This window comes from Enterobacter sp. UPMP2060, assembly GCF_053709655.1.
In genome coordinates, this window is sequence record NZ_JBSKJQ010000012.1 from 72191 (window position 1) to 95951 (window position 23761).

Below are 23761 nucleotides of genomic sequence, written 5' to 3' on the forward strand. Positions count from 1 at the left end.
AACAATAGAGATAACCAGGATTAATCCCGAACTGATGTCACGGATGTCGGGTTTACTACGCCGTTCAGGCAGTTAGCAAACTATACTTCGGGGCACAGGATAAAAAATACGCGGAGCAGGAGGAGTGCCATGCCCGGGCGATTTGAACTGAAACCTACCCTGGCGAAAATCTGGCAGGCGCCGGACAATTTTCGCATCATGGACCCGCTGCCTCCTCTGCATCGCAGAGGGATCATCATTGGCGCGCTGATGGTGATCGTGGGCTTCCTGCTTCCTTCCGAGGGCGATGATGTCGATACCGCACCCGTCACCCGCAATGCTCAGCTGGATATTCAGTCGCAGACGCGGCCGCAGCCTGACGCACAGCCGATGCAGACGCAGCTTGTGACCCCGTCTAACGATCCGGGTCAGGTCGCGCCGGTTGAGCCAGAACCTATTCAGGATGAACAGCCGCAGGATCAAGCCGCCGCCCCGTCTCAGCCTCAGACGCAACAGCCTACCGGCATTGAGCAACAGTGGCGTTCCTATCGCGTAGAGCCGGGTAAAACGCTGGCACAGCTGTTCCGCGACCACAACCTGCCGCCTACCGACGTGTATGCCATGGCGAAGGTGGAAGGTGCGGGTAAGCCGCTCAGTAACCTGCAGAATGGACAGATGGTACAGGTTCGCCAGAATGCCAGCGGGGTGGTGACAGGGTTAACGATTGATACGGGAAGTGGACAACAGGTGCTGTTTACCCGCCAGCCAGACGGCAGTTTTATCAGGGCGCGTTAAGACCCGGTTCTCTAAAAAGCAAAACGCCGGCACAAGGCCGGCGTTTCAACGTGAGCAGAGTAAAAAATTACTCAGCTACAACGTTAACAACCAGTTTAGCGAACACTTCGCTGTGAACCTGGAAGTCAACTTCGTGCTCACCAGTGGTACGCAGAACGCCGTTCGGCAGACGAACTTCGCTCTTAGCCACTTTAACGCCTGCTGCAGAAACTGCATCAGCGATATCGCGAGTACCGATGGAACCGAACAGTTTACCTTCGTCGCCTGATTTAGACGCGATGGTAACGGTGCCCAGTGCGTTGATTGCTTCAGCGCGAGCGTTAGCAGCCGCCAGAACGTCAGCCAGTTTGGCTTCCAGTTCAGCGCGACGTGCTTCGAAAAACTCTACGTTTTTCTTGGTAGCTGGAACAGCTTTACCCTGTGGAACCAGGAAGTTACGTGCGTAACCCGCTTTAACGTTAACCTGATCACCCAGGCTGCCCAGGTTTGCTACTTTATCAAGCAGAATAACTTGCATTACCTTATCCTCTTAAAGTCGTATTAATGGACCGTGCCCGATTACTGATGACGATCAGTGTACGGCAGCAGGGACAGGTAGCGAGCGCGTTTGATAGCGCGAGCCAGCTGACGCTGGTATTTTGCACGAGTACCGGTGATACGGCTTGGGACAATCTTACCGCTTTCGGTGATGTAGTTTTTCAGCGTTGCGATATCTTTATAGTCGATCTCTTGAACGCCTTCCGCGGTGAAACGGCAGAACTTGCGACGACGGAAATAACGTGCCATATGGCTAGTCTCCAGAATCTATCAAATCAATCTGCTCGGCATGCAGAACCATTTTGCTCAGGCCGTTCTTTGCCTTGTGGCAAGAGATGAACCCCTGAACGATTACTGCGCTACCGACCGTTAAACTGTGAGTAATGGCCTGGTTTTCGTGTCCGCTAATAATAACGGGCATTTGGCACCACGCCTGCCGGTGAAACCCGGCTTCCTCTTGCACAGAACGATGCTCAAGCACGAACTGGCAATGCGGAATTCCTGATGGACTGACCTTTCGAAGGGGAGCCCTGCATACGATGCCGGACAACGCCAGACGGTTGGTCATCAGAAATTACTCTTCAGAATCCCCAGCATCAGAATCATCTGCGGTTTCGTTTGCGAAATCATCGCGACGCTCACGGCGCTCGTCTTTCGCTTTAACCATCGGAGATGCTTCGGTAACTGCGTTTTTGGTACGCATAACCATGCTGCGGATAACGGCATCGTTGAAGCGGAAGGTAGTTTCCAGCTCATCGATCACTTCCTGCGGCGCTTCAACGTTCATCAGAACGTAGTGTGCTTTGTGCAGTTTGTTGATCGGGTAAGCCAGCTGACGGCGGCCCCAGTCTTCCAGACGGTGGATCGTACCTTCTGCACCAGTGATGGCAGCAGAGTAACGCTCGATCATACCCGGAACCTGTTCGCTCTGGTCAGGATGGACCATAAAAACGATTTCGTAATGACGCATCGAATTGCTCCTTACGGATTATTCAGCCTCCTGTCTGGGTCAGCCGAGGCCCGGGGAGGCAAGGAACGTGTTAAAGGTCGGCTGAAAAATTGACGCGTCATAATACTTGCGCGCCCCTGGAAACTCAAGCTGATTGCACAAATAATTCGCACAAAGCGCGAAGCGGGTCTAAGTGGGTGATTTAAAATTGGTCACACCCGGAAGCGTTGTTTTTTTGAACAACTGCATCAGAAATGGTCACGCATCCCCGCCGGATGAGTGATTACACTTTAATCAGAGATCGCCTGAATTAAAGAAGGAGCATCCCCCCTCTCGCAGCACGTAGTCGTGGAGCGCATATCATGAAAAAAATCGCATTAGCCATGATGGCGGCGCTTTTGCTCAGTGCAAACGCGATGGCAGCCATCAAGATAGACAGCCGACAGGCCAGAAACATGGATGATGTGCAAAGCTTGGGCGTAATTTACATCAATCATAATTTCGCCACGGAAAGTGAAGCAGATCAGGCATTAAACGCAGAAACCGATGCGCAGGGCGCAACCTATTATCACGTGATGTTAACCCGTGAGCCCGGCAGCAACGGCAACATGCACGCCAGTGCAGATATTTACCGATAACGCTTTAACGCTAGCACCAGGAAAGCCAACAACGAGAACATAGCCATAGTTGACGTTGCCCCCTGCCCGGGGGCTTTTTTTTGTGAATAGCTCCGGAATACTCCCGGTAAAAGAGCCCCCAGAGATCCTCCCGAAGCGGGAAGATAAGGGCGTCAAAGTCCCGCGCGTTACAGGTGCTGGCGGAAAAACGCCACCGTGGCGTCCAGCGCCGTTGGCGTAATGCGGTGGCGGACGCCCGGTTCCCACAGGCAGGTCAGATTACCGTCCAGCCCTTCATTGATTAACGCCTGCTGCAGACGGAAGGTTCCCTCGGGCGGGACCACATCATCCGCGTCACCGTGCCACAGCAGCAGCGGACGATCGGCCACGCGCGGCAATGCCCGGGTCACTTCCCACTCTGCCAGCGTCGCCGTCATTTCCGCTAAATTCTGAGGGGGGAAAAGGGTCTTCGCCAGCGAAGTAAAGTAGCCCGAGCCCATCAGACAGGCGACAGACTTCACTTCAGGATGATGCGTCATAATCCCCAGCGCCGTCATACCGCCCATCGATGCCCCGGCTACCGCCAGACGATTGTCGGCCACCAGCCCTGCCTCATAAAGCGCATCGCGCAGCCCGGCAAACTCGGTCAGACTCCCGTGCAGAATCTGCCAGAACTGACCCAGCCGCGCCTGTTCATTACCCGTAAAGCGTGCGCCGTGGTCGGGTGCATCTGGCATCACCACGCGAAAACCCGCCTGCGCCAGCGCTACCGCAAAATAACTGTAAACCAGCTTCGATGAGGTAAACCCGTGATAGAAAACGACAACAGGCAGCGGTTTATCACGTTTACCCGCCGGCATCGCGTGTAAAATTTCATGGTCGCCGAGGTGGCGTATTTCAATTTCAATCATTGTCGACCCTGTGCGAATCTATGATTCATAATGTTGAGAACTGGGTTACGCTTTCGCGTCATTTTCATTCGAAATATACGTCCCAGATAACACTTCGGGAACATTCCCCCAAAACTAAATTCACAGCCAACTACACTATGGCTATCAGGAAACGAGATATGGTTATGCGCAGGTTTGCTGCTTTATTGCTGGTGTTTCTGCTGAGTGGCTGTAGCGCGCTGCAGGGAACGCCGCAACCCGCTCCACCGGTCGCCGATCATCCACAGGAGATTCGTCGTAATCAGACGGAAGGATTACAACGAATGGGCACCATCTCCGCGCTGGTTCGCGGTTCTCCGGATGACGCAGAATCGGCAATAAAAGCACAGGCCGTCGCTGCCAAAGCAGATTATTACGTCATCATTATGATCGACGAAACCATCATAACGGGACAATGGTATTCACAGGCCATTTTGTACCGTAAATAATGGTTTTCCTTTGAACGAGATTTACACTGCTTTGCGTCCATAGACATTTTCCTGTCCACAATAAACTCCAAGCCCGCGTTAATGGAAGGGAGTTTATTAGCGAAGGATTGCCCGGCGGATACCGGATATATGTGAAATGGAGCTGACGATGAAACGAACTCTTGCTTTGACCTCACTGTTGCTCTCAGCAGGCCTGCTGAGCACCACCGCGCAGTCAGCAGAATTCGCCAGTGCTGATTGTGTGACTGGCCTGAATGAAATTGGCCAGATCTCCGTGAATAATATCTCGGGGAGCCCGCAAGACGTTGAACGTGTCGTGGCATTAAAGGCCGATGAGCAGGGTGCTTCATGGTATCGCATCATCCAGATGCAGGAAGATAACCATATCGATCGCTGGCGGGTACAGGCCATTCTCTACGTGTAAACTCCCTCCTGATAAAAGCCACTTACTTTTAGTGGCTTTTCGTTTTTGCAAATTTTTTATCTTATATAAAACCAATAAAGAACAATTAAATAACATTTTGTTACATTAAAACAGTAAACGTAATCCCCGCTCTGCCGTTGAAGAACCATAACTTTTCAATGATGAGCAATTTATGATCAACTTTTTCCGCCGTGCGGGCCTGGGGTCGAAACTCTCGCTGCTGACTGGCGTCAGTGTCGCCACGCTGTTTCTGCTATTCACTTTTCTGCTCAGCCAAAAAGCCAGCCAGCAGCTTGAAGCCCTTGCGGTCGAAGATCTGCATAATCAGTCCACCGGCATGGTCGACATGGTGCAGATGTTCAATACCAGCCTGAGTGAAGAGGTTGAGAGCTATACCCGTCTGTTTACCACCTTTTTACCGCAGCCCCTGAACATTGATACTTCCCAACCCCAGACGATTAACGGACTTAGCGTTCCGCTTCTGAAAGGCGGAGACACCGGGCTGCATGAAAATAACACCCTTTCGGACGAGTTCCTGAACCGTACGGGAGCCATTTCGACGCTGTTTGTACGCAGCGGTAACGACTTTGTGCGCGTAGCCACTTCCCTGCGCAAAGAGAATGGCGATCGGGCAATGGGTACCGTTCTGGATAACGCCAGCCCGGCCTTTGCAGCCGTCAACAAAGGTGAAGTCTACCGCGGCCTGGCGCTGCTTTTCGGCAAACGCTACATCACCCAGTACCAGCCCGTTAAAAACGCCGAAGGGCAGGTCATTGCGATCGTCTTTGTCGGGGTGGACATCACCCACTCCTGGAACGTCATGCGCGAGAAAATCCTCAACCGCCGCCTGGGCGAGAGCGGTCACTTCTTCGTGCTGGATCGCAGCAACGGCAAAACGCGCGGGCAATACCTGTTCCACGCCAGCGAAGAGGGAAAACTGCCGAAATGGGACGGCGCGACGCAGCAACAGCTTCTGAGTGACAAACCCGGCACGCTGGAGCGTACAAGCGACGACGGCCGGACGCTGAAAATGGCCTATACCCCGCTGCCGGGCTGGAACTGGACTATCGTGGGCGAAGTGGATAAATCGGTGCTGCTCTCAAGCGTTACCGCCATGCGCGATCGCTTCCTGCTGGCCGGCGTAGTCTTGTCCATCCTTTTTGCTGGCCTGTTCGTGGTCATTATTCGCCGCGTGCTGACCCGACCGCTGCGCAACGTGATCCATCTTGCCCGTCAATATGCCGCAGGGGATCTCCGTTCCACCCTGCCCGTGACGCTTCAGGACGAAGTCGGCCAGCTGATCGATGCCATCAACGGCATCGGCGGCGGCCTGCAAAAAATTGTCCTGCAGGTCCGTGAGGCTGCAGGCGAGATCCATTTGGGCACCAACGCGCTGGCCGCCGACACTGGCGAGATTTCAGAGCAGATCAACAAGCAGGCCAGCAGCGTGGAGGAGACGTCCGCCAGCATGGAGCAGCTGGCCGCCACCGTGCAGCAAAATGCCGCCAACATGGAGCAAACGCAGCAGCTGGTGGGTGAAACCTCGCTCGCGGTCCATCAGGGCGGTGAGACGGTCACCCACGCGGTGTCGACCATGGACGACATTCGCGAAGCGTCAAAACGCATCGAAGACATCACGCGCGTGATCGAATCCATCGCTTTCCAGACCAATATTCTGGCGCTGAACGCGGCAGTGGAAGCGGCCCGCGCAGGCGAGCACGGAAAAGGGTTTGCGGTAGTCGCGCAGGAGGTTCGCGCGCTGGCGGGACGCAGCGCTAACGCGGTGAAGGAGATTGAGCAGCTGATTGGCGATACGCTCAGAAAAGTGAGTGAGGGTCATGCGCTGTCTGAACGGACGCGCCTGGCGATGGACGACATCATCATTCATATCGATAACATCAGCCAGCTGGTCACGGAGATTAACCATGCCTCACGCGAGCAGTCCGCCGGGATCGGCCAGGTGAACCTCGCCATGACCCATATTGGCGAAGCGTCGCATATCAATGCCGACCGCATCTCACGCAGCGAGCAAACCGCTCAAACGCTGCGCGAGAAGGGTTCACACCTGACTCAGCTGGTGAGCCTGTTCCAGCTAAAAGGCTAGCCAACTCTGCCCGTCGCACGCAGCAGCAGGTCGCTTTGTACCTGCTCGCTCATCAGCGTGCCGCCACGGGTGTCCAGCATCATGCTGCACCACGCCTGCGCCACCGGGGGCGATGCGTGCCGCAGCATCTGGCTTCCGGCACCCAGCAAGAAAAGCTGCTGCGCGATCTCCCGCCCCTGCGCCTCCTGCGGTTTACGCAGTTTTTGCTGAAGCTGTCGCCAGCTGCGGTCGAAGTGTCTGTCCTGCCCTTTCACCTGCGCAAACTCGTCGGCAAGCAGGTCGTGAATACCCGGCTGCTTCGCCAGCACGCGCAGCACGTCCAGGCACATGATATTTCCTGACCCTTCCCAGATGCTGTTCACCGGCATCTCGCGGTACAGGCGGGGAAGTTCGCTCTCTTCGCAATATCCATTCCCACCCAGCACCTCCATCGCCTCAGCCACAAACGGGATGCCTGCTTTACAGACGCTAAATTTCGCGGCCGGGGTAAACAGCCGCGCCCAGGCGGCCTCCTGCGGATCGGCACGCTTGTCCCACGCCCGGGCCAGGCGGAACAGCAGCGCCGTGTGCCCCTCCAGCACCAGCGCCATTCGGCTTAATGCTTCCCGCATTAAAGGCTGATCGATGAGGTTTTTGCCGAAGGTCTGACGCTGGTGGGCATGGTACAGCGCCACCGAGAGCGCCCGACGCATCAGTCCGTGGCTGCCCAGCGCGCAGTCAAATCGCGTCAGACTGCCCATTTTGAGGATCTGCCGTACCCCTTCGCCCTCTTCCCCCAGCAGCCAGCCGGAGGCATCAAGAAACTCCGCCTCGCTGCTGGCATTGGATCGGTTCCCTAGCTTGTCCTTGAGGCGCTCCAGCCGGACGGCGTTGCGCTGTCCGTCAGGCAAAAAGCGCGGCACAAAAAAGCAGGATAGCCCGCCCTTCGCCTGGGCCAGCACCAGATGCGCATCGCTTTGCGGGACGGAGAAAAACCATTTATGCCCCACAAGCCTGTAGCTGCCGTCGCTGCATTTTTCCGCTTTGGTGGTGTTGCTGAGCACGTCCGAGCCGCCCTGCTTTTCCGTCATCCCCATGCCGATCAGCAGGCCGCGCTTTTGCGCACCGGGGGCAAGGTGCGGATCGTAGCGATCGCTGAGCAGCGGCGTCAGCCAGTCGTGAAATACTTTGGGGAGCGCCTGCTGCAGCAGCGGCGTGGCGGCGAACGTCATGGTGACCGGGCAAAGCGTGCCCGCCTCCACCTGAGCATGAAGCACAAAGCGTGCGGCCCGAGCGACAAACGACCCTTTACGCGCCTCCTCTTCCCACGCCAGGTTATGCACGCGGTTGGCGCAAAGCCCCTGCATCAGCAAGTGCCATGCCGGATGAAAACGCACGTCGTCCAGCCGCTCTCCGGTGGCGTCATAGCGTAGTAACTCCGGAGGATTAACGTTTGCCAGCCGGCCCAGCTCCAGCGACTCCGCGGTGCCTAACTGCTGTCCGATGCTGGCGAGCAGCTCAATATCCCACTCGGCCCCTTCACGCGCGACCGCATCGCGCAGGGCGCAGTCCGAGAGGAAAAGGTTGCTGTTGGAAAGCGGTGCAGGTTGATTGAAAACGGTATGGGTCTGCCAGTGCATGCTGTCTCCCTCCTTCAGTGGCAATGACGATAAGTATGGACAGACCGCGCGCACGCTGCATGGGAGGGGAGTCACACGTTCACGATCCCGCTGATATCATTCGTGAAATAGCTCACAGAACATAAGAATAAACTATTTCATGACTCCGCTTTTGTTGAATAATTTATTCTTACACCTTAAGTGAGGATCGTTATGCAACCGGACGCGCACAAGCGAGCATTAATTGCAGGCTCCATTGGTAACTTTATCGAGTGGTATGAGTTTGCGGTCTACGGTTTTCTGGCGACCGTCATTGCGAAAAACTTCTTCCAGCTTGAAGGAGAGGCGGGGCTGACCAGCCTGATCCTCACCTACGCCTCGTTTGCCATCGCCTTCTTCTTCCGCCCGCTGGGTGCGGTGGTGTTTGGCCGCATCGGCGACCGGATTGGCCGTAAGCCGACGCTAATTATCGTGCTGGTGCTGATGACGCTCGCTACCGCCGCCATCGGCGTTGTGCCGGTCTACGCCAGCATCGGGATTGCCGCGCCGCTGATTATTACGCTGCTGCGCATCCTGCAGGGGCTGTTCGCGGGCGGCGAGTACGGCGGCGCGGTCTCGCTGATGACGGAGTTCGCCCCGCGCGGCAAGCGTGGGCTCTATGGCGCGTGGCAGTCCTTTACCGTGGCGCTGGGGCTGCTGGCGGGCGCAGGCATCGTGGCGCTGCTCTCCACCCTTCTCACGCCTGAAGCCCTGCACGACTGGGGCTGGCGCATTCCGTTCTTCCTGGCGCTGCCCATGGGCGTTGTGGCGCTGTGGCTTCGCGTCAGTATGGAAGAGACACCGAGCTTTGTGCAGCAGCAGGATAAACCGGCTGTCGCTCAGGCGGATACTGCCGCCACGCTCCGGGCCATCGTGATGGGAATCGGGCGCGTCATGGTCTGGTCTGCGGCGGGGTATACCTACCTGGTGATTATGCCGACCTATCTTCAGTCGGCGCTGCACACCGGGTTCAACCAGGCGCTGTTGATAGCGGTGATTTCGAATATTGGTTTTGCGCTGACCATCATTCCGTCGGGGATCCTGAGCGACCGGATCGGACGCCGCACGGTGATGATTCTCGCCACCGCGCTGCTGCTGATCCTCGCCCTGCCGCTGCTGAAAATCCTGCAGGCGGAGTCGAGTACGCTGGCGGTGAAGGCTGTTGTGGTGCTGATTGCGGGCGGTCTGGTGGGCATGCTGGCGGGTCCGGGCCCGGCGATGCTGTCTGAGATGTTCCCGACGCGCGTGCGCTATACGGGGCTGGGGCTGGCCTACTCGTTGTCGAACGCGATCTTCTCGGGATGCGCAGGGTTAATCATTACCGGGCTGATTAAGCAGACGGGCAACCTGGATATTCCGGCGTATTACGTGATGGCCACGGCGGTAGTGAGTATTTTCGCGCTGATGACGCTGAGGAAGGACGACCATTTGCGGTCACTGGAGGAGTGAGGTTGTCACCGTCTGGTGCCCTCACCCAGCCCCTCTCCAACGGGGAGAGGGAGAAAACACAAAAGGCCGTCCTGTGGACGGCCTTGCTGTTTATTCTCCGCGCTGACGCACCGCTTCAAACAGGCAGATGCCCGTCGCAACGGAAACGTTCAGGGACGACACGCTGCCCGCCATCGGTATGCTGATCAGCTCGTCGCAGTGCTCGCGGGTGAGACGACGCATGCCTTCGCCTTCCGCACCCATCACCAGCGCCAGACTGCCGGTCATTTTGCTCTGGTACAGAGTATGATCCGCTTCACCAGCGGTACCGACGATCCAGATGTTCTCTTCCTGCAGCAGACGCATAGTGCGCGCCAGGTTAGTCACGCGGATCAGCGGAACGTTTTCCGCCGCGCCGCAGGCCACCTTCTTCGCCGTCGCGTTCAGCTGCGCGGAGCGATCTTTCGGCACGATCACCGCATGCACGCCCGCAGCATCGGCGCTGCGCAGGCACGCGCCGAGGTTGTGCGGATCGGTAACGCCGTCGAGGATCAGGAAGAACGGGTTATCCAGCTCGGCAATCAGATCCGGCAGATCGTTTTCCTGATACTGACGACCCGGCTTCACGCGGGCAATGATCCCCTGGTGGACCGCGCCTTCGCTTTTCTCATCCAGGAACTGGCGATTCGCCAGCTGAATCACCACGCCCTGCGCTTCCAGCGCGTGGATCAGCGGCATCAGACGCTTATCTTCACGCCCTTTCAGAATAAACACTTCCTGAAAACGCTCCGGTGCGCGCTCGAGAAGGGCCTGCACCGCGTGGATGCCGTAAATCATTTCACTCATTGATGGTTCTCGTAATAAGTATTTCCCCTCCCCCCGCTGGGGAGAGGGTCAGGGTGAGGGGAGAATTTACTCCGCCTGCTTTTTCTTGGCCGCGCGCTTCGCTTTGGTGGCGGCAGCGATTTTCTGCGTTTTCGCGGAAGGTTTTTTCGCTGAACGGGCTTCTTTCTTCGCCGCCTTCGGCTTCTGTTTCTTCTCGCCGCGGAACGCGCTGTCCGGCTCGAAGTTTACCTTCTTGCCCGCCTGACGACGTTTACCGCCGCCCGGTTTACCGTTACCGGTTTTTTTCGCCCTTTCACGCTCGGTTTTACCGACGTTACGCGGCGCGCGCTCGCTGGAGATCAGGCTGAAGTCGATCTTACGGTCGTCCATATTCACGGCTTCGACCTTCACTTCCACACGGTCGCCCAGACGGTAGGTCTGGCCGCCAGATTCACCAATCAGGCGCTGGCCGACCTGGTCGAAGCGGTAGTAGTCGTTATCCAGGCTGGAGACGTGCACCAGACCGTCGATGAACAGCTCGTCCAGACGAACGAAGAAACCAAAGCCGGTCACGCTGGCAATCACGCCTTTAAAGACGTTACCGACCTGATCGAGCATAAAGTCACACTTCAGCCAGTCCGCCACGTCGCGTGTTGCTTCATCGGCACGACGTTCGGCCATGGAGCAATGCTGACCCAGCTGCAGCATCTCTTCCATCGAATAGTGGTAGCCACCGGTTTCGGTGGTGTTCCCTTTATGGCCCTGCTCCTGCGCCAGCAGATACTTGATCGCACGGTGCAGAGAGAGGTCAGGATAACGACGGATCGGCGACGTAAAGTGGGCGTAAGACTGCAGCGCCAGGCCAAAGTGTCCGCGGTTTTCCGGATCGTAAATCGCCTGCTTCATAGAGCGTAACAGCATCGTCTGCAGCATTTCTGCGTCAGGACGGTCGCCAATAGACTCCAGCAGCTCAGCGTAATCGCGCGGCTCTGGCTTGTTGCCCCCGGGCAGTTCCAGACCCAGTTCAGCCAGCACGGAGCGGAACGACGTAATGGCTTCCGTGGTCGGCTTATCGTGAATACGGAAAAGCGCAGGCTCTTTGGCTTTTTCGACGAATCGTGCCGCCGAGATGTTCGCCAGAATCATACACTCTTCGATCAGCTTGTGCGCGTCGTTACGCTGGGTCTGCTCGATACGCTCAATGCGGCGTTCGGCGTTGAAGATGAATTTCGCTTCTTCACTCTCAAATGAGATCCCGCCGCGCTCCTCCCGCGCCTGATCCAGCGTTTTGTAGAGGTTATGCAGCTCTTCGATGTGTTTGACCAGCGGCGCGTACTGCTCGCGCAGATCCTGGTCGCCCTGCAGCATATGCCAGACCTTGGTATAGGTCAGACGCGCGTGCGAGCTCATCACCGCTTCGTAGAACTTGTAGCCGGTTAAGCGCCCTTTGGTGGAGATGGTCATCTCGCAAACCATACAGAGGCGGTCAACCTGCGGGTTCAGGGAGCACAGGCCGTTAGACAGCACTTCCGGCAGCATCGGCACGACCTGGGACGGGAAGTAGACCGAGGTACCGCGGCTGCGGGCTTCGTTATCCAGCGGGGTGTGCGGACGGACGTAATAGCTTACGTCAGCGATAGCAACCCACAGACGCCAGCCACCACCGCGTTTTTTCTCACAGTATACGGCGTCATCAAAGTCGCGGGCGTCTTCACCGTCGATAGTGACCAGCGGCAGATCGCGCAGATCCACGCGGCCCACCTTAGATTCTTCCGGCACTTCTTCGCGCAGGCTTTCGATCTGCTCTTCAACCGCTTTCGGCCAGATGTACGGAATTTCATGGGTGCGCAATGCCATATCAACGGCCATCGTGGTGCCCATATTATCGCCAAGCACTTCGACGATTTTACCTACCGCTTTGGTGCGACGGGTTGGGCGCTGGGTGAGTTCAACCACCACCACAAAGCCCATGCGGGCGCCCATCACCTCTTCAGGTGGGATCAGAATGTCGAAGCTCAGACGGCTGTCGTCCGGCACCACGAAGCCCACGCCCGCGTCGGTAAAGTAGCGGCCGACGATCTGGCTGGTTTTTGGCACCAGAACGCGTACCACGCGCGCTTCGCGGCGGCCTTTACGGTCAGCGCCCAGCGGCTGCGCCAGGATCTGGTCGCCGTGGATGCACATTTTCATCTGTTCAGATGAGAGGTACAGATCGTCCTTACGGCCTTCCACGCGCAGGAAGCCGAAGCCATCGCGGTGACCAATGACGGTCCCTTTCAGCAGATCGAGGCGTTCTGGCAGCGCGTAGCACTGGCGGCGGGTAAAGACCAGCTGCCCGTCACGCTCCATCGCGCGCAGGCGGCGGCGAAGGGCTTCAATTTGCTCTTCACCTTCAATGTTTAATTCAACGGCAAGTTCTTCACGATTGGCGGGTTTTTCGCGTTTTGTTAAGTGTTCAATGATGAACTCGCGGCTGGGAATAGGATTCGCGTATTTTTCGGCTTCGCGTTCCTGGAAAGGATCATGTGACATGTCGGTTCCTCCGTTGTCAGCTCCGGTGGAAATTTTCTTCATTCCACCAGCAATAATTTATAAAGCGGTTGATTCTCTTCAACCAAATCGGCCAGCGTGTAGTTATCCAGTTCCATGAGAAAACTTTGCACGGCCTTTGAAAGCGCCTTTTTCAGGCGGCAAGCGGGCGTGATGTGGCAGAACTCGCTGCTGCAGTTCACCAGAGACAGCGGCTCCAGTTCACGTACCACATCGCCAACACGAATACTCTGTGCCGGTTTACCGAGACGGATCCCACCATTCTTCCCGCGGACGGCAGCAACGTATCCGGCACGACTAAGTTGATTGATTATTTTGACCATATGATTACGGGATACGCCGTAGACCTCTGTCACTTCAGAGATACTGGTCATCTTCCCATCGGGTAACGACGCCATGTAAATCAGCGCACGTAAGCCGTAATCGGTGAAACTTGTTAACTGCACATCAACCTCAGGAAAAAGGGAAAACGCGGTTAAACCGCAGAGATATTCATTAATGATGATAAACCAGCCAGATAGTGAGCGGCTAATTTATTTGACAGACGGGGCGAAAAAGCGGAGATCCAGGAGCGGTCGCCGGATGGCGCTACGCTTATCCGGCCTACGGGTCTCCCCGCAGGCCAGCATTCACGAAGATTATGCGTCGAACGGGTCGCGCAGGATCATCGTTTCAGTACGATCCGGGCCGGTAGAAATAATATCGATCGGCACTTCGGTCAGTTCTTCAATACGCTTGATGTAATCCAGCGCCGCCTGCGGCAGGCCGCTACGCTCTTTCACACCGAAAGTGGTCTCAGACCAGCCCGGCATGGTTTCGTAGATTGGCTCAATGCCTTCCCAGTCGTCAGCAGCCAGCGGAGTAGTGGTCACTTCGCGGCCATCTGGCATACGGTAGCCTACGCAGATTTTCACTTCTTTCAGGCCGTCCAGTACGTCCAGCTTGGTCAGGCAGAAGCCAGACAGGGAGTTGATCTGCACTGCACGACGCACTGCAACCGCATCCAGCCAGCCGGTACGACGACGACGACCGGTGGTCGCGCCAAACTCGTTACCCTGCTTGCACAGGAACTCGCCGGTTTCATCAAACAGCTCGGTCGGGAATGGACCCGCACCCACGCGAGTGGAGTACGCTTTGATGATGCCCAGTACGTAATCCACATAGCGTGGACCCAGGCCAGAGCCGGTCGCCACGCCACCTGCTGTGGTGTTAGAGGACGTTACGTACGGATAGGTACCGTGGTCGATGTCCAGCAGCGTACCCTGCGCACCTTCGAACATGACGAAATCGCCACGCTTGCGCGCCTGGTCCAGCAGATCGGACACATCAACAACCATACCGGTCAGAATGTCAGCGATCGCCATGACGTCATCCAGCACTTTCTGGTAGTCAACAGCGTCAGCTTTGTAGAAGTTCACCAGCTGGAAGTTGTGATATTCCATCACTTCTTTCAGTTTTTCAGCGAAGGTTGCTTTGTCGAAGAGGTCGCCCACGCGCAGACCGCGACGTGCAACTTTATCTTCGTAAGCCGGACCGATACCACGACCGGTGGTGCCGATCGCTTTCGCGCCGCGCGCTTTCTCACGCGCTACGTCCAGCGCCACGTGATAATCCAGGATCAGCGGGCAGGCTTCGGAGAGCAGCAGACGCTCACGAACAGGGATACCACGGTCTTCCAGACCTTTCATCTCTTTCATCAGCGCAGCAGGAGACAGCACAACGCCGTTACCGATGATGCTGGTGACGTTATCACGAAGAATGCCTGATGGAATAAGATGGAGGACGGTTTTTTCACCGTTGATTACGAGAGTATGGCCTGCGTTGTGACCGCCCTGGTAGCGTACAACATATTTAGCCCGTTCAGTCAGAAGATCAACAATCTTCCCTTTACCTTCGTCACCCCATTGGGTGCCCAGTACGACGACGTTGTTACCCATTTTTTTCAAAATCACCGTTTGCTTAAAAATGGATTCTACCATCGCTTTTTCAGATATACAGCACTTTTTGACCTCAAAATACGCCGATTGCGCCTACTTTTTGATCAGCCAATCGTTTTCCTCAACATGTAGTAGATCACGATGCCCGCAACCACAAGACCGCCGCCAAAACGACGCAAAATATTATCCGGCAGCTGACTCATCGTGGCGATCATTCGGCGCCAGGCACGCGGATAAAGCATCGGTCCAAGACCTTCCAGCACAAGGACCAAAGCCAGTGCGAGCCAGATCGTTGAATTCATTTTTATTCCTTATAAAAGAAAACCACCGCTCCGTTGGGAGCGGTGGTTTGAATACTCAAACGGGCCTGAGTTTATCGCGTTGCGTTAGTCGGCGTCTTCATATAACGGAAGAAATCGCTGTCCGGGCTGAGCACCATCACATCCTGGTTGCTCTGGAAGCTATTCTCGTAAGCGCGCAGGCTACGGATAAAGGCGTAGAAGTCAGGATCCTGGCTGAAGGCATCCGCGAACAGCTTCGCCGCTTCGGCATCGCCTTCACCGCGCAGGATACGGCCCTGGCGCTCAGATTCCGCCAGCGTCTTGGTGACTTCGTAGTCCGCTGCAGCACGCAGCTTCTCAGCCTCTTCCTGGCCCTGTGAACGGTGACGACGGGCTACCGCTTCACGCTCGGCGCGCATACGGTTGTAAATCGCCTCGGACACTTCTACTGGCAGGTTGATCTGCTTGATACGCACGTCAACCACTTCGATACCCAGCGCAGCCATACTGTTCGGGTTGATCACCGGCACTTTACCGTTGGTCTCCGCCTGAACGCGTTCAGCCGCTTTGGCAATCGCATCATCTGCTGCCGGCGTTGAAACTTCATCTTCAGTGCCCGCTGTACCGGAGTTCAGCGCATCGCGAACTTCCAGGGTCAGACGACCACGGGAGTCGGTCACGATGTCTTTCACATCCAGACGACCAATCTCGGAACGCAGGCGGTCAGAGAACTTACGTTTCAGCAGCACTTCTGCCTGAGAAACGTCACCGCCGCCCGTTGCCAGGAAGTAACGGCTGAAATCGCTGATGCGCCATTTGATATAGGAATCAACGATCAGGTCTTTCTTCTCTTTGGTCACGAAACGGTCGGCCTGGTTATCCATGGTCTGGATACGCGCATCAAGCGTTTTCACGGACTGAATAAACGGCACCTTGAAGTGCAGACCCGGCTCGTAAATCACCGGGCGTTTGTCGCCGTCACGCACGACGCTGCTGAACTGGAACTTAATCCCACGCTCGCCTTCTTTCACCACAAAGATCGAGGTATAAAGCGCGACCAGTACGATGACGATGATCGCAATAACTGACTTACGCATCCTTATTCCCCCTGACGCTGGTAGTCGTTACGCTGCGCGTTAGCACGGCGTTGGTCCATAATGTCACCATCGTTCGAAGAAGGCGTTGTGTTCGTGCTGGCGCTGCCTGATGAGGCTGGCGGCAGACGCAGCAGGTTATTCGCGCCGCTGGTGTCGCCTTTCGCTGCTGGCGCAGAACTGCCTTTCAGCATCTGATCCAGCGGCAGAACCATCAGGTTTCCGCCTTTGTTGTCGTTAACCAACACTTTGCGGGTATGGCTCAGCACTTTTTCCATGGTCTCGATATAGAGACGCTCACGGGTAATTTCCGGTGCCGCTTTATATTCCGGCAGGATCTTCGCAAAGCGAGCCACTTCACCCTGAGCTTCCAGGATGGTCTGCGTCTTATACGCGCGCGCTTCTTCCAGAATACGCTGCGCCTGACCGTTAGCGCGTGGCTGAACTTCGTTGGTGTACGCTTCTGCTTCACGGATGTACTGCTGTTCGTTTTCACGGGCAGCAATCGCATCGTCAAATGCGGCTTTCACCTCTTCCGGCGGACGCGCAGCCTGGAAGTTGACGTCCAGCAGGGTGATACCCATGTTGTACGGACGAATGGTCTCTTCCAGCTCGCGCTGGGTATCGCTACGAATAACGGTACGACCTTCGGTCAGGATACGGTCCATGGTGTATTTACCGATCACACCGCGCAGGGCGCTGTCGGTCGCCTGACGCAGGCTGTCATCGGCGCTGGTCACGCTAAACAGATAACGCTCAGGATCGGTCACGCGGTACTGCACGTTCATCTCAACGCGCACCACGTTTTCGTCAGAGGTCAGCATCACGCCAGAGGCGGCCAGTTCACGGACAGATTCCACGTTTACCGCGGTCACATCGTCAATGAAGGTCGGCTTCCAGTTCAGACCCGGCTCAACCAGATGGCTGAACTTACCGAAACGGGTGACTACGCCGCGTTCTGCTTCTTTAATGGTGTAGAACCCGCTGGCTGCCCAGATGATGACTACCGCAGCGGCCACGATGCCCACTACGCGGCCACCCATTGGCGGGCGCGAACTCTGAGTGGAATTGCCACCCGAGCCAGAACCTTTTCCTCCGCCAAGGCCACCAAGCTTCTTGCTCAGTTTGCGGAAGATATCATCCAGATCCGGCGGCCCCTGCTCGCGACCACCTTTGTTGCCATTTCCCTCAGAGTTGCCGCCAGGTTTGCTGCTTCCCCACGGGTCGCGGTCTTGTCCGTTATTACCGGGCTGATTCCACGCCATGTATATGCTCCATATTTGTTATGCAAGGGCGAATTATTCAGGCATCCCCTTTCTGATCAGACGATATAGTCGACCAGCGCAGGTTCTTGTTTACAGAGGCGACGCCAGTCAACGATCGGCATACGCACCTGCATCCCCACGCTGCCGTCATCCTCCATCCACTCTTTTTCTATCGCCTGAAGCTGATAAAACCGGCTGCGCAGCCTGCCTTCCTGTGGCGGCAGTCGCAGCGTGTGCTGAGCTACCTCACCGGAAAGACGTTCTGTCAAAGCCTGGAAAAGCAGTGGCACACCAATACCGGTCTGGGCAGAAAGCCAGACCCGAATCGGTTTGTTTTCTTCATCTCTGTCGATACGCGGTTCGAAATCGTCCAGCATATCGATCTTATTCATGACCAACAGCGTGGGGATCTCGTGGGCGTCGATCTCTTCGAGCACCACGTTCACCGCGTCGATGTTCTCCTGCACGCGCACGTCTGCCGCATCAATCACGTGCAGCAGCAGAGTCGCCTGTCGCGTCTCCTGCAGGGTGGCTTTAAACGCCGCCACCAGGTCATGCGGCAGGTGGCGGATAAACCCTACGGTATCCGCCAGCACCGTTTCACCGACGTCTGCGACGTCAATACGGCGCAGCGTAGGGTCCAGGGTCGCAAACAGCTGGTCTGCGGCATACACCTGGGCCTCGGTTATCTGGTTAAACAGGGTGGATTTACCGGCGTTGGTATAGCCCACCAGCGACACCGTCGGGATGTCGGCTTTGGTTCGCGCCCGACGCCCCTGTTCACGCTGTTTCTCTACACGTTCCAGACGTGAAAGGATCTGGGTAATTCGGCCACGCAGCAAACGACGGTCGGTTTCGAGCTGGGTTTCACCCGGGCCGCGCAAACCAATCCCGCCTTTTTGTCTTTCAAGGTGTGTCCAGCCACGCACCAGACGCGTTGCCAGATGGCGCAGCTGCGCCAGCTCAACCTGCAGTTTCCCTTCGTGGGTACGTGCACGCTGAGCAAAAATATCTAAAATCAAACCCGTGCGATCGATAACACGGCATTCGCAAAGGGCTTCCAGGTTGCGCTCCTGGGCTGGAGACAGCGCATGATCAAACAACACGACTGACGCGCCGGTTGCTTTTACGGCATCCGCAATTTCGACTGCTTTACCTTCACCAACAAAATACTTTGGGTGCGGCGCTTTACGGCTACCGGTAATCACCTGCATTGCTTCGACACCGGCGGAAGAGACCAGAGATTCAAACTCCTGGAGGTCTTCCATATCTTTGTCTTGCGAAAAATAGATGTGTACCAGCACCGCCTGCTCACCGGCATCATAACGGTCAAACAAGCGTAAACCTCTCTAAAAAGATCAGCGGGGAACGCAGGATCCCTGGCTCCCCGTGTGGATAACAGTGCGAAACCTTATTCGGTCTCGTCGCTGTCCTGCGCCGGCGTTGAAGAACCCTGCGCGCTGCTGCCATGATGGTAGTTACTACCAGTGCCGCCGCCAGCGTTATTGCTGTGATGAGATACCGGACGGGACGGAACAACAGTAGAAATAGCGTGCTTGTAGACCATCTGACTGACCGTGTTTTTCAACAGAATCACAAACTGATCGAAAGACTCAATCTGACCTTGCAGCTTAATACCATTCACCAAATAAATAGAAACTGGAACACGTTCCCGACGCAATGCGTTCAGGAACGGATCTTGTAAAGATTGCCCCTTAGCCATTCTATCTTTTCCTTATATGCTTGTTTTGTACTTAGAACCTTGCGATTCTGAAAAATTGCGCACGATACGTCTCAATTGTACACATTCAGTGAGCGATATCACCAACAACCTCAATCACTTCGTTTAACGCCTGTTGCGGTTTTTCACTGTCTAACCAGTGAACACCCTCCCAACCGCGCAACCAGGTGATCTGGCGCTTCGCTAACTGTCTCGTGGCGCAAACACCTCTATAAACCATTTCATCGTATGAAATCTCACCTTCAAGATACGACCACATCTGGCGATATCCCACACAACGAATGGAAGGCATGTCCGTATGCAAATCTCCACGGGCAAATAGCGCCCGCACTTCTGCTTCAAAATCTGAAGCTAACATCTGATGAAAACGCTGCTCAATTCGCTGATGGAGCAGTTCACGGCTCGCCGGGGCGATGGCGAACTGATGCACCTGATACGGCAGAGCGTCTCCTGACGTTTGCGTCAGTTCCGTTAAAGTTTTACCCGAAATGAAAAAAACTTCCAGTGCCCGGGAAAGCCTTTGCGGATCATTTGGATGGATCCGTGCTGCAGCAACCGGGTCAATCTCCGCCAGTTGCTGATGCAAAACGTCCCAACCCTGCTCTGCCGCCTGCTGCTCAATTTTCGCTCTTATTTCCGGATCCGCGGATGGCAGAGGTGACAACCCCTCCAGCAACGCCTTGAAATAGAGCATGGTTCCGCCAACCAACAGCGGTATACGTCCCGCCGCCGTTATCTCGGCCATCTCGGCTAAGGCATCCCGGCGGAAATCCGCTGCGGAGTACGCCTGAGCCGGGTCGAGAATATCGAGCAAACGGTGCGGTGCCGCACGCAACTCTTCTGCGTCAGGCTTCGCCGTGCCGATGTCCATCCCCCGGTAGATGAGGGCGGAGTCGACGCTAATCAACTCTACAGGCAAAACTTTACGCAACTCAATGGCTAGCGCCGTTTTGCCGGAGGCCGTTGGGCCCATTAAAAAAATTGCCTTAGGCAGGCTCGCCTTACTTGCGTCAATCATGTTTCAGGGCGTTCATCGCCGTTTGTAAATCAACAGGTTGTAATAACCCACCCGGCGGCGTTTTCACCAGATGCGGACAGAGGCGTTCTACCTCCGCCAGCACGCTAATGGCCTGCGCCATACTCCACGGCGCGTGTTCGCTTGCCAGATGGCGGGCGATCCACTGCGCGGTGTTGGCGGCATCAAACGACGTTTGCTGCGCCAGGTAGCCTATCAGTTCAGGAATCAAGTTTTGTAAATTTTGTTGGCGTAAGGGTAAAGGCACTGCACGAATTGTCACATGTTGTGGTTCGAGCACAGTTTCAATACCCATTTGCGCCAGCTGCGGCTCTGCGCGCTGCAATACCCTCGTTTCATCAGGGGATATTTTCAGGCGAACCGGAATTAATAACGGCTGCGCGCAGGCTGCATTTTCGCCTGGCGTAAGCTGCACCTGCTTGAGCCAGCGTTCGGCGACCGGCAGGGCCAGAAGCATCAGTTTGCCGTCACGCTCAAGCAGCGCCATATCGGGCGCGATAATTGTCAGCACCCGGCCAAAACTTTGGCTATGGCCGTCCAGAGAAGGCTGAGCTGGCGGAATGTGCTCTTTACGCTCCACGGCGGGCGTTTCCAGCAGCTTGCGGTACAACGCTCCCTGCTGCTTCTGATAGCCCGGCTGGGCATTCGGGTAGTTCGCGCCCGTTGGACGCGGTGCGCTCCCGGCCTGGGAGAAACGCGGAGCTTCCGGTTCACGCGCGACGGCAGGCTCAGCAAAATGGTTGCGCCCTGCCGCTACACGGTTTTCAGGCAGCGGACGCGGCGCAGGGGCGTCGTTCTCCAGCGGCAGCGTTGGCGCTGCCTGCTGCTGCAACACGGCGGCCACGCCCTGATAAATGAAGTCGTGAACCAGACGCGACTGGTGGAAACGCACCTCATGCTTGGCAGGATGAACGTTTACATCCACCTGATGGGGGTCGATTTCCAGATAAAGGACGAAAGCTGGCTGCTGATCGGCCCCGAGTTTGTCTTCGCAGGCCTGGCGAATCGCGTGATTGATGAGACGATCGCGCATCATGCGCCCGTTCACGTAGCAATACTGAATTTCAGAGAACGCAGCACTGCTCGCGTTTGGATCGGCAACCCAGCCGCGTAAAGCCAGATCGCCGTGCTGCCACTCAATGGCCAGAGCCTGTTCCAGAAACGGCGTCCCGCAGATAGCGCCCAGGCGACGCTCTTTCTGTCCACCTTCCGCCACCGCGCGGTACTGGCGCATCACCTTACCGTTATGGCTGAGGTTGATGGCGACATCGAATCGGGCGAGCGCAATACGGCGAATGATCTCGTCGATATGGCCGAACTCGGTCTTCTCGGTACGCATAAACTTGCGTCGGGCGGGGGTGTTGTAGAACAGATCCAGGACTTCCAGCGTCGTGCCGACAGGGTGCGCCGCGGGTTTGACCGTCACATCCATATCGCGCCCTTCGGCGTAAGCCTGCCAGGCTTCCTGCTGTTCAGCGGTACGGGAGGTCAGCGTTAAGCGCGAAACGGAGCTAATACTGGCCAGCGCTTCGCCGCGAAAACCGAGGCTAATAATCGCTTCCAGATCGTCCAGAGAGGCGATTTTACTGGTGGCGTGACGAGCCAGCGCCAGCGCCAGCTCCTCTTTTTTAATGCCGCAGCCGTTGTCGCGAATGCGGATAAGCTTCGCGCCACCGCGTTCGATATCAATATCGATGCGGGTTGCGCCCGCATCGAGGCTGTTTTCCACCAGCTCCTTCACCACCGACGCAGGGCGTTCCACCACCTCACCGGCGGCGATTTGGTTCGCGAGCTGCGGCGGTAGAACCTGAATCGGCATGAATGCTCCTTAGTTGGTCGCGGTCATCTCACCCGGCAGCGCTGCGCTGGCCGTCTGTGCTGAGCCGCTCTGCGGCGCAGACTGCAGAGGATGCGCCTCAAAATATTTACGTAAACCGTTATAAATCGCTTCGGCAATTTGCTGCTGGTAACTGTCGCTTCCTAACAGACGCTCTTCACCGTTGTTACTGATAAAGCCCGTCTCTACAAGGATGGACGGAATATCCGGGGAGCGCAGAACACCGAGGCTGGCATGTTCCGGACGGCGCTTATGCAGCACGCCAACGCTTTGCAGCTGGTTCAATACGTTAGTGGCGACATCATACCCGACGCGCTGCGAATGACCGAACTGTAAATCCAGCACCGCCTGGCTGAGGTACGGATCGGACTGGCTGTTCGCCAGCACGTCGCCCGCGCCGCCTAACAGTTCAGACTGTTTCTCATGCTCTTCCAGCCAGTTGGCCATTTCGCTGTTAGCGCGACGGTTCGACAGCACCCAAACCGAGGCGCCGGTGGCGCTACGATTCGGTGCGGCGTCCGCATGAATAGAGACCAGGAAGTTCGCGTTTTGCTTACGCGCCACGTCCGAGCGTCCCATTACGGAGATAAAGTAGTCCCCGTCGCGGGTCAACACGCCTTTAAACATGGGGTCGTCATTGAGCAGCGAACGCAGTTTCCGCGCGATAGCGATAGTGACGTTTTTCTCTCGCGTGCCGCCAGGGCCAATCGCCCCCGGGTCTTCCCCGCCGTGGCCCGCATCAATGGCGATAATCACTTTGTCACCGCTGACCGTCGCGCGTCGCGCGCTGGCCGCCGGACGCGTCACCGTATTGCTGCTGGTTGCCGCAGTAATGCGATCGTTCTGCGATTTAAACGGATTACGCGCAGGTTCAGAAGGACGCGGCGTATACACCGGTTCTTCCACGCGCTTCGCTACGACCGGCGGCGGTGGAGGCGGTGGCGGCGCGTCGGCATTGATGGTAAACACCACCGTATAGTTCGCCCCGTTTTGCTGCTTCACCGCCTTCGTTTTGCCCTTTTCGGTCAGATCAACCACCAGGCGTAACGACTGGCTATCCTGCGGCGTTCCCGAACGGATACTTTTTACCAGGTTGTTGCCGCTGAACCGCAGCGGTAGCCCCTGGATCACGCCTGTTTGTTTGATATCCAGCGCCACGCTGTGGCTGTCTGGCTGTGAGAACGCATATTCAGGATCGCCCATAAAACTGAACGTGATCCGGGCCTGGCTTTCGCCGTTTGATACCTGAATATCTGAGAGGTTTGCCGCCCCGGCCTGCGCGCACAGCAGCACGGTGGCAGCCAACAACCAACCTTTAACGCGATTTATCATCCCGTCATCCCTACG

Annotated in this window: 24 protein-coding genes; 6 read left to right on the forward strand and 18 right to left on the reverse strand. The window is 56.5% G+C overall.

The features are described 5' to 3' along the window. Positions 1-129 precede the first annotated feature (129 nt). The gene (locus ACWKXN_RS19110) at positions 130-774 is read left to right on the forward strand and encodes a LysM-like peptidoglycan-binding domain-containing protein (protein ID WP_454544150.1); all 645 of its coding nucleotides are present in this window, start codon (positions 130-132) and stop codon (positions 772-774) included. A gap of 67 nt (positions 775-841) precedes the next feature. Here the strand turns inward: ACWKXN_RS19110 and rplI are convergent, their stop codons facing one another. Genes rplI through rpsF form a run of 4 tightly spaced genes read right to left on the reverse strand, consistent with a single transcriptional unit; the run spans position 842 to position 2281 of the window. After that, complete coding sequence (rplI, locus tag ACWKXN_RS19115; RefSeq protein WP_023310148.1) at positions 842-1291, reverse strand: 50S ribosomal protein L9; 450 nt, start codon at positions 1289-1291, stop codon at positions 842-844. Positions 1292-1332: 41 nt separating this feature from the next. Further along, positions 1333-1560 carry a 30S ribosomal protein S18 gene (gene rpsR / locus ACWKXN_RS19120; RefSeq protein WP_000135199.1) on the reverse strand — a complete coding sequence of 76 codons (228 nt, stop codon included), beginning with the start codon at positions 1558-1560 and terminating at the stop codon, positions 1333-1335. A 4-nt stretch (positions 1561-1564) separates the two neighbouring features. Then, positions 1565-1879 carry a primosomal replication protein N gene (gene priB / locus ACWKXN_RS19125; RefSeq protein ID WP_008502895.1) on the reverse strand — a complete coding sequence of 105 codons (315 nt, stop codon included), beginning with the start codon at positions 1877-1879 and terminating at the stop codon, positions 1565-1567. A gap of 6 nt (positions 1880-1885) precedes the next feature. Then, positions 1886-2281: a 30S ribosomal protein S6 gene (rpsF, locus tag ACWKXN_RS19130; RefSeq protein WP_014068637.1), complete on the reverse strand. Its 396-nt coding sequence runs from the start codon at positions 2279-2281 to the stop codon at positions 1886-1888. 341 nt (positions 2282-2622) lie between these two features. Here rpsF and yjfY point away from each other — a divergent pair, with 341 nt between their 5' ends. Further along, a complete protein-coding gene (yjfY, locus tag ACWKXN_RS19135; protein WP_047059477.1) occupies positions 2623-2898 on the forward strand; it encodes a DUF1471 family protein YjfY in 276 nt (91 codons plus the stop codon). A 167-nt stretch (positions 2899-3065) separates the two neighbouring features. Here the strand turns inward: yjfY and yjfP are convergent, their stop codons facing one another. After that, a complete protein-coding gene (yjfP, locus tag ACWKXN_RS19140) occupies positions 3066-3788 on the reverse strand; it encodes an esterase (RefSeq protein WP_454544151.1) in 723 nt (240 codons plus the stop codon). 137 nt (positions 3789-3925) lie between these two features. Here yjfP and bsmA point away from each other — a divergent pair, with 137 nt between their 5' ends. From bsmA to ACWKXN_RS19155, 3 genes are all read left to right on the forward strand, one after another. Then, complete coding sequence (gene bsmA / locus ACWKXN_RS19145) at positions 3926-4255, forward strand: biofilm peroxide resistance protein BsmA (protein WP_029740376.1); 330 nt, start codon at positions 3926-3928, stop codon at positions 4253-4255. 136 nt (positions 4256-4391) lie between these two features. Further along, positions 4392-4679, forward strand: coding sequence for a DUF1471 family protease activator YjfN (gene yjfN / locus ACWKXN_RS19150; protein ID WP_032665074.1), 288 nt, complete (start codon positions 4392-4394; stop codon positions 4677-4679). Positions 4680-4851: 172 nt separating this feature from the next. Next, positions 4852-6783 (forward strand): methyl-accepting chemotaxis protein, encoded by a 1932-nt coding sequence (locus tag ACWKXN_RS19155; protein WP_454544152.1) that lies wholly within the window; start codon positions 4852-4854, stop codon positions 6781-6783. Here ACWKXN_RS19155 and ACWKXN_RS19160 read toward each other — a convergent pair. Beyond that, positions 6780-8402: an isovaleryl-CoA dehydrogenase gene (locus ACWKXN_RS19160; RefSeq protein WP_454544153.1), complete on the reverse strand. Its 1623-nt coding sequence runs from the start codon at positions 8400-8402 to the stop codon at positions 6780-6782. The two genes, ACWKXN_RS19155 and ACWKXN_RS19160, sit on opposite strands and share 4 nt — an antisense overlap. A 192-nt stretch (positions 8403-8594) precedes the next feature. Here ACWKXN_RS19160 and ACWKXN_RS19165 point away from each other — a divergent pair, with 192 nt between their 5' ends. Next, on the forward strand, positions 8595-9869 hold the full coding sequence (locus ACWKXN_RS19165) for an MFS transporter (protein WP_033144467.1): 1275 nt from the start codon (positions 8595-8597) through the stop codon (positions 9867-9869). A 90-nt stretch (positions 9870-9959) separates the two neighbouring features. On the opposite strand, the gene rlmB is transcribed toward ACWKXN_RS19165, so the two are convergent. From rlmB to amiB, 12 genes are all read right to left on the reverse strand, one after another. After that, complete coding sequence (gene rlmB / locus ACWKXN_RS19170) at positions 9960-10694, reverse strand: 23S rRNA (guanosine(2251)-2'-O)-methyltransferase RlmB (protein ID WP_454544154.1); 735 nt, start codon at positions 10692-10694, stop codon at positions 9960-9962. Between the two features lie 66 nt (positions 10695-10760). After that, a complete protein-coding gene (gene rnr, locus ACWKXN_RS19175; protein WP_032662419.1) occupies positions 10761-13205 on the reverse strand; it encodes a ribonuclease R in 2445 nt (814 codons plus the stop codon). 38 nt (positions 13206-13243) lie between these two features. Then, positions 13244-13669, reverse strand: coding sequence for a nitric oxide-sensing transcriptional repressor NsrR (gene nsrR / locus ACWKXN_RS19180; RefSeq protein ID WP_023310139.1), 426 nt, complete (start codon positions 13667-13669; stop codon positions 13244-13246). 192 nt (positions 13670-13861) lie between these two features. Continuing rightward, positions 13862-15160, reverse strand: a complete 1299-nt coding sequence (locus ACWKXN_RS19185) for an adenylosuccinate synthase (protein ID WP_024907332.1) — start codon at positions 15158-15160, stop codon at positions 13862-13864. 104 nt (positions 15161-15264) lie between these two features. Next, complete coding sequence (locus tag ACWKXN_RS19190; protein WP_003855996.1) at positions 15265-15462, reverse strand: DUF2065 domain-containing protein; 198 nt, start codon at positions 15460-15462, stop codon at positions 15265-15267. Positions 15463-15533: 71 nt separating this feature from the next. Then, complete coding sequence (gene hflC / locus ACWKXN_RS19195; protein WP_023334250.1) at positions 15534-16538, reverse strand: protease modulator HflC; 1005 nt, start codon at positions 16536-16538, stop codon at positions 15534-15536. 2 nt (positions 16539-16540) lie between these two features. Further along, positions 16541-17800: an FtsH protease activity modulator HflK gene (gene hflK, locus ACWKXN_RS19200; RefSeq protein WP_094935126.1), complete on the reverse strand. Its 1260-nt coding sequence runs from the start codon at positions 17798-17800 to the stop codon at positions 16541-16543. A 56-nt stretch (positions 17801-17856) separates the two neighbouring features. Further along, positions 17857-19137: a ribosome rescue GTPase HflX gene (gene hflX / locus ACWKXN_RS19205; protein WP_023310136.1), complete on the reverse strand. Its 1281-nt coding sequence runs from the start codon at positions 19135-19137 to the stop codon at positions 17857-17859. A 74-nt stretch (positions 19138-19211) separates the two neighbouring features. Further along, entirely contained in the window at positions 19212-19523 is a 312-nt protein-coding gene (gene hfq, locus ACWKXN_RS19210; protein ID WP_023334248.1) for an RNA chaperone Hfq, read from the reverse strand. An 85-nt stretch (positions 19524-19608) separates the two neighbouring features. After that, positions 19609-20559 carry a tRNA (adenosine(37)-N6)-dimethylallyltransferase MiaA gene (gene miaA, locus ACWKXN_RS19215; protein ID WP_023310135.1) on the reverse strand — a complete coding sequence of 317 codons (951 nt, stop codon included), beginning with the start codon at positions 20557-20559 and terminating at the stop codon, positions 19609-19611. Further along, entirely contained in the window at positions 20552-22396 is a 1845-nt protein-coding gene (gene mutL, locus ACWKXN_RS19220) for a DNA mismatch repair endonuclease MutL (protein ID WP_182072228.1), read from the reverse strand. The genes miaA and mutL overlap by 8 nt, the downstream gene beginning before the upstream one ends. 9 nt (positions 22397-22405) lie before the next feature. Continuing rightward, positions 22406-23746, reverse strand: a complete 1341-nt coding sequence (amiB, locus tag ACWKXN_RS19225; RefSeq protein WP_033144462.1) for an N-acetylmuramoyl-L-alanine amidase AmiB — start codon at positions 23744-23746, stop codon at positions 22406-22408. Positions 23747-23761 lie beyond the last annotated feature (15 nt).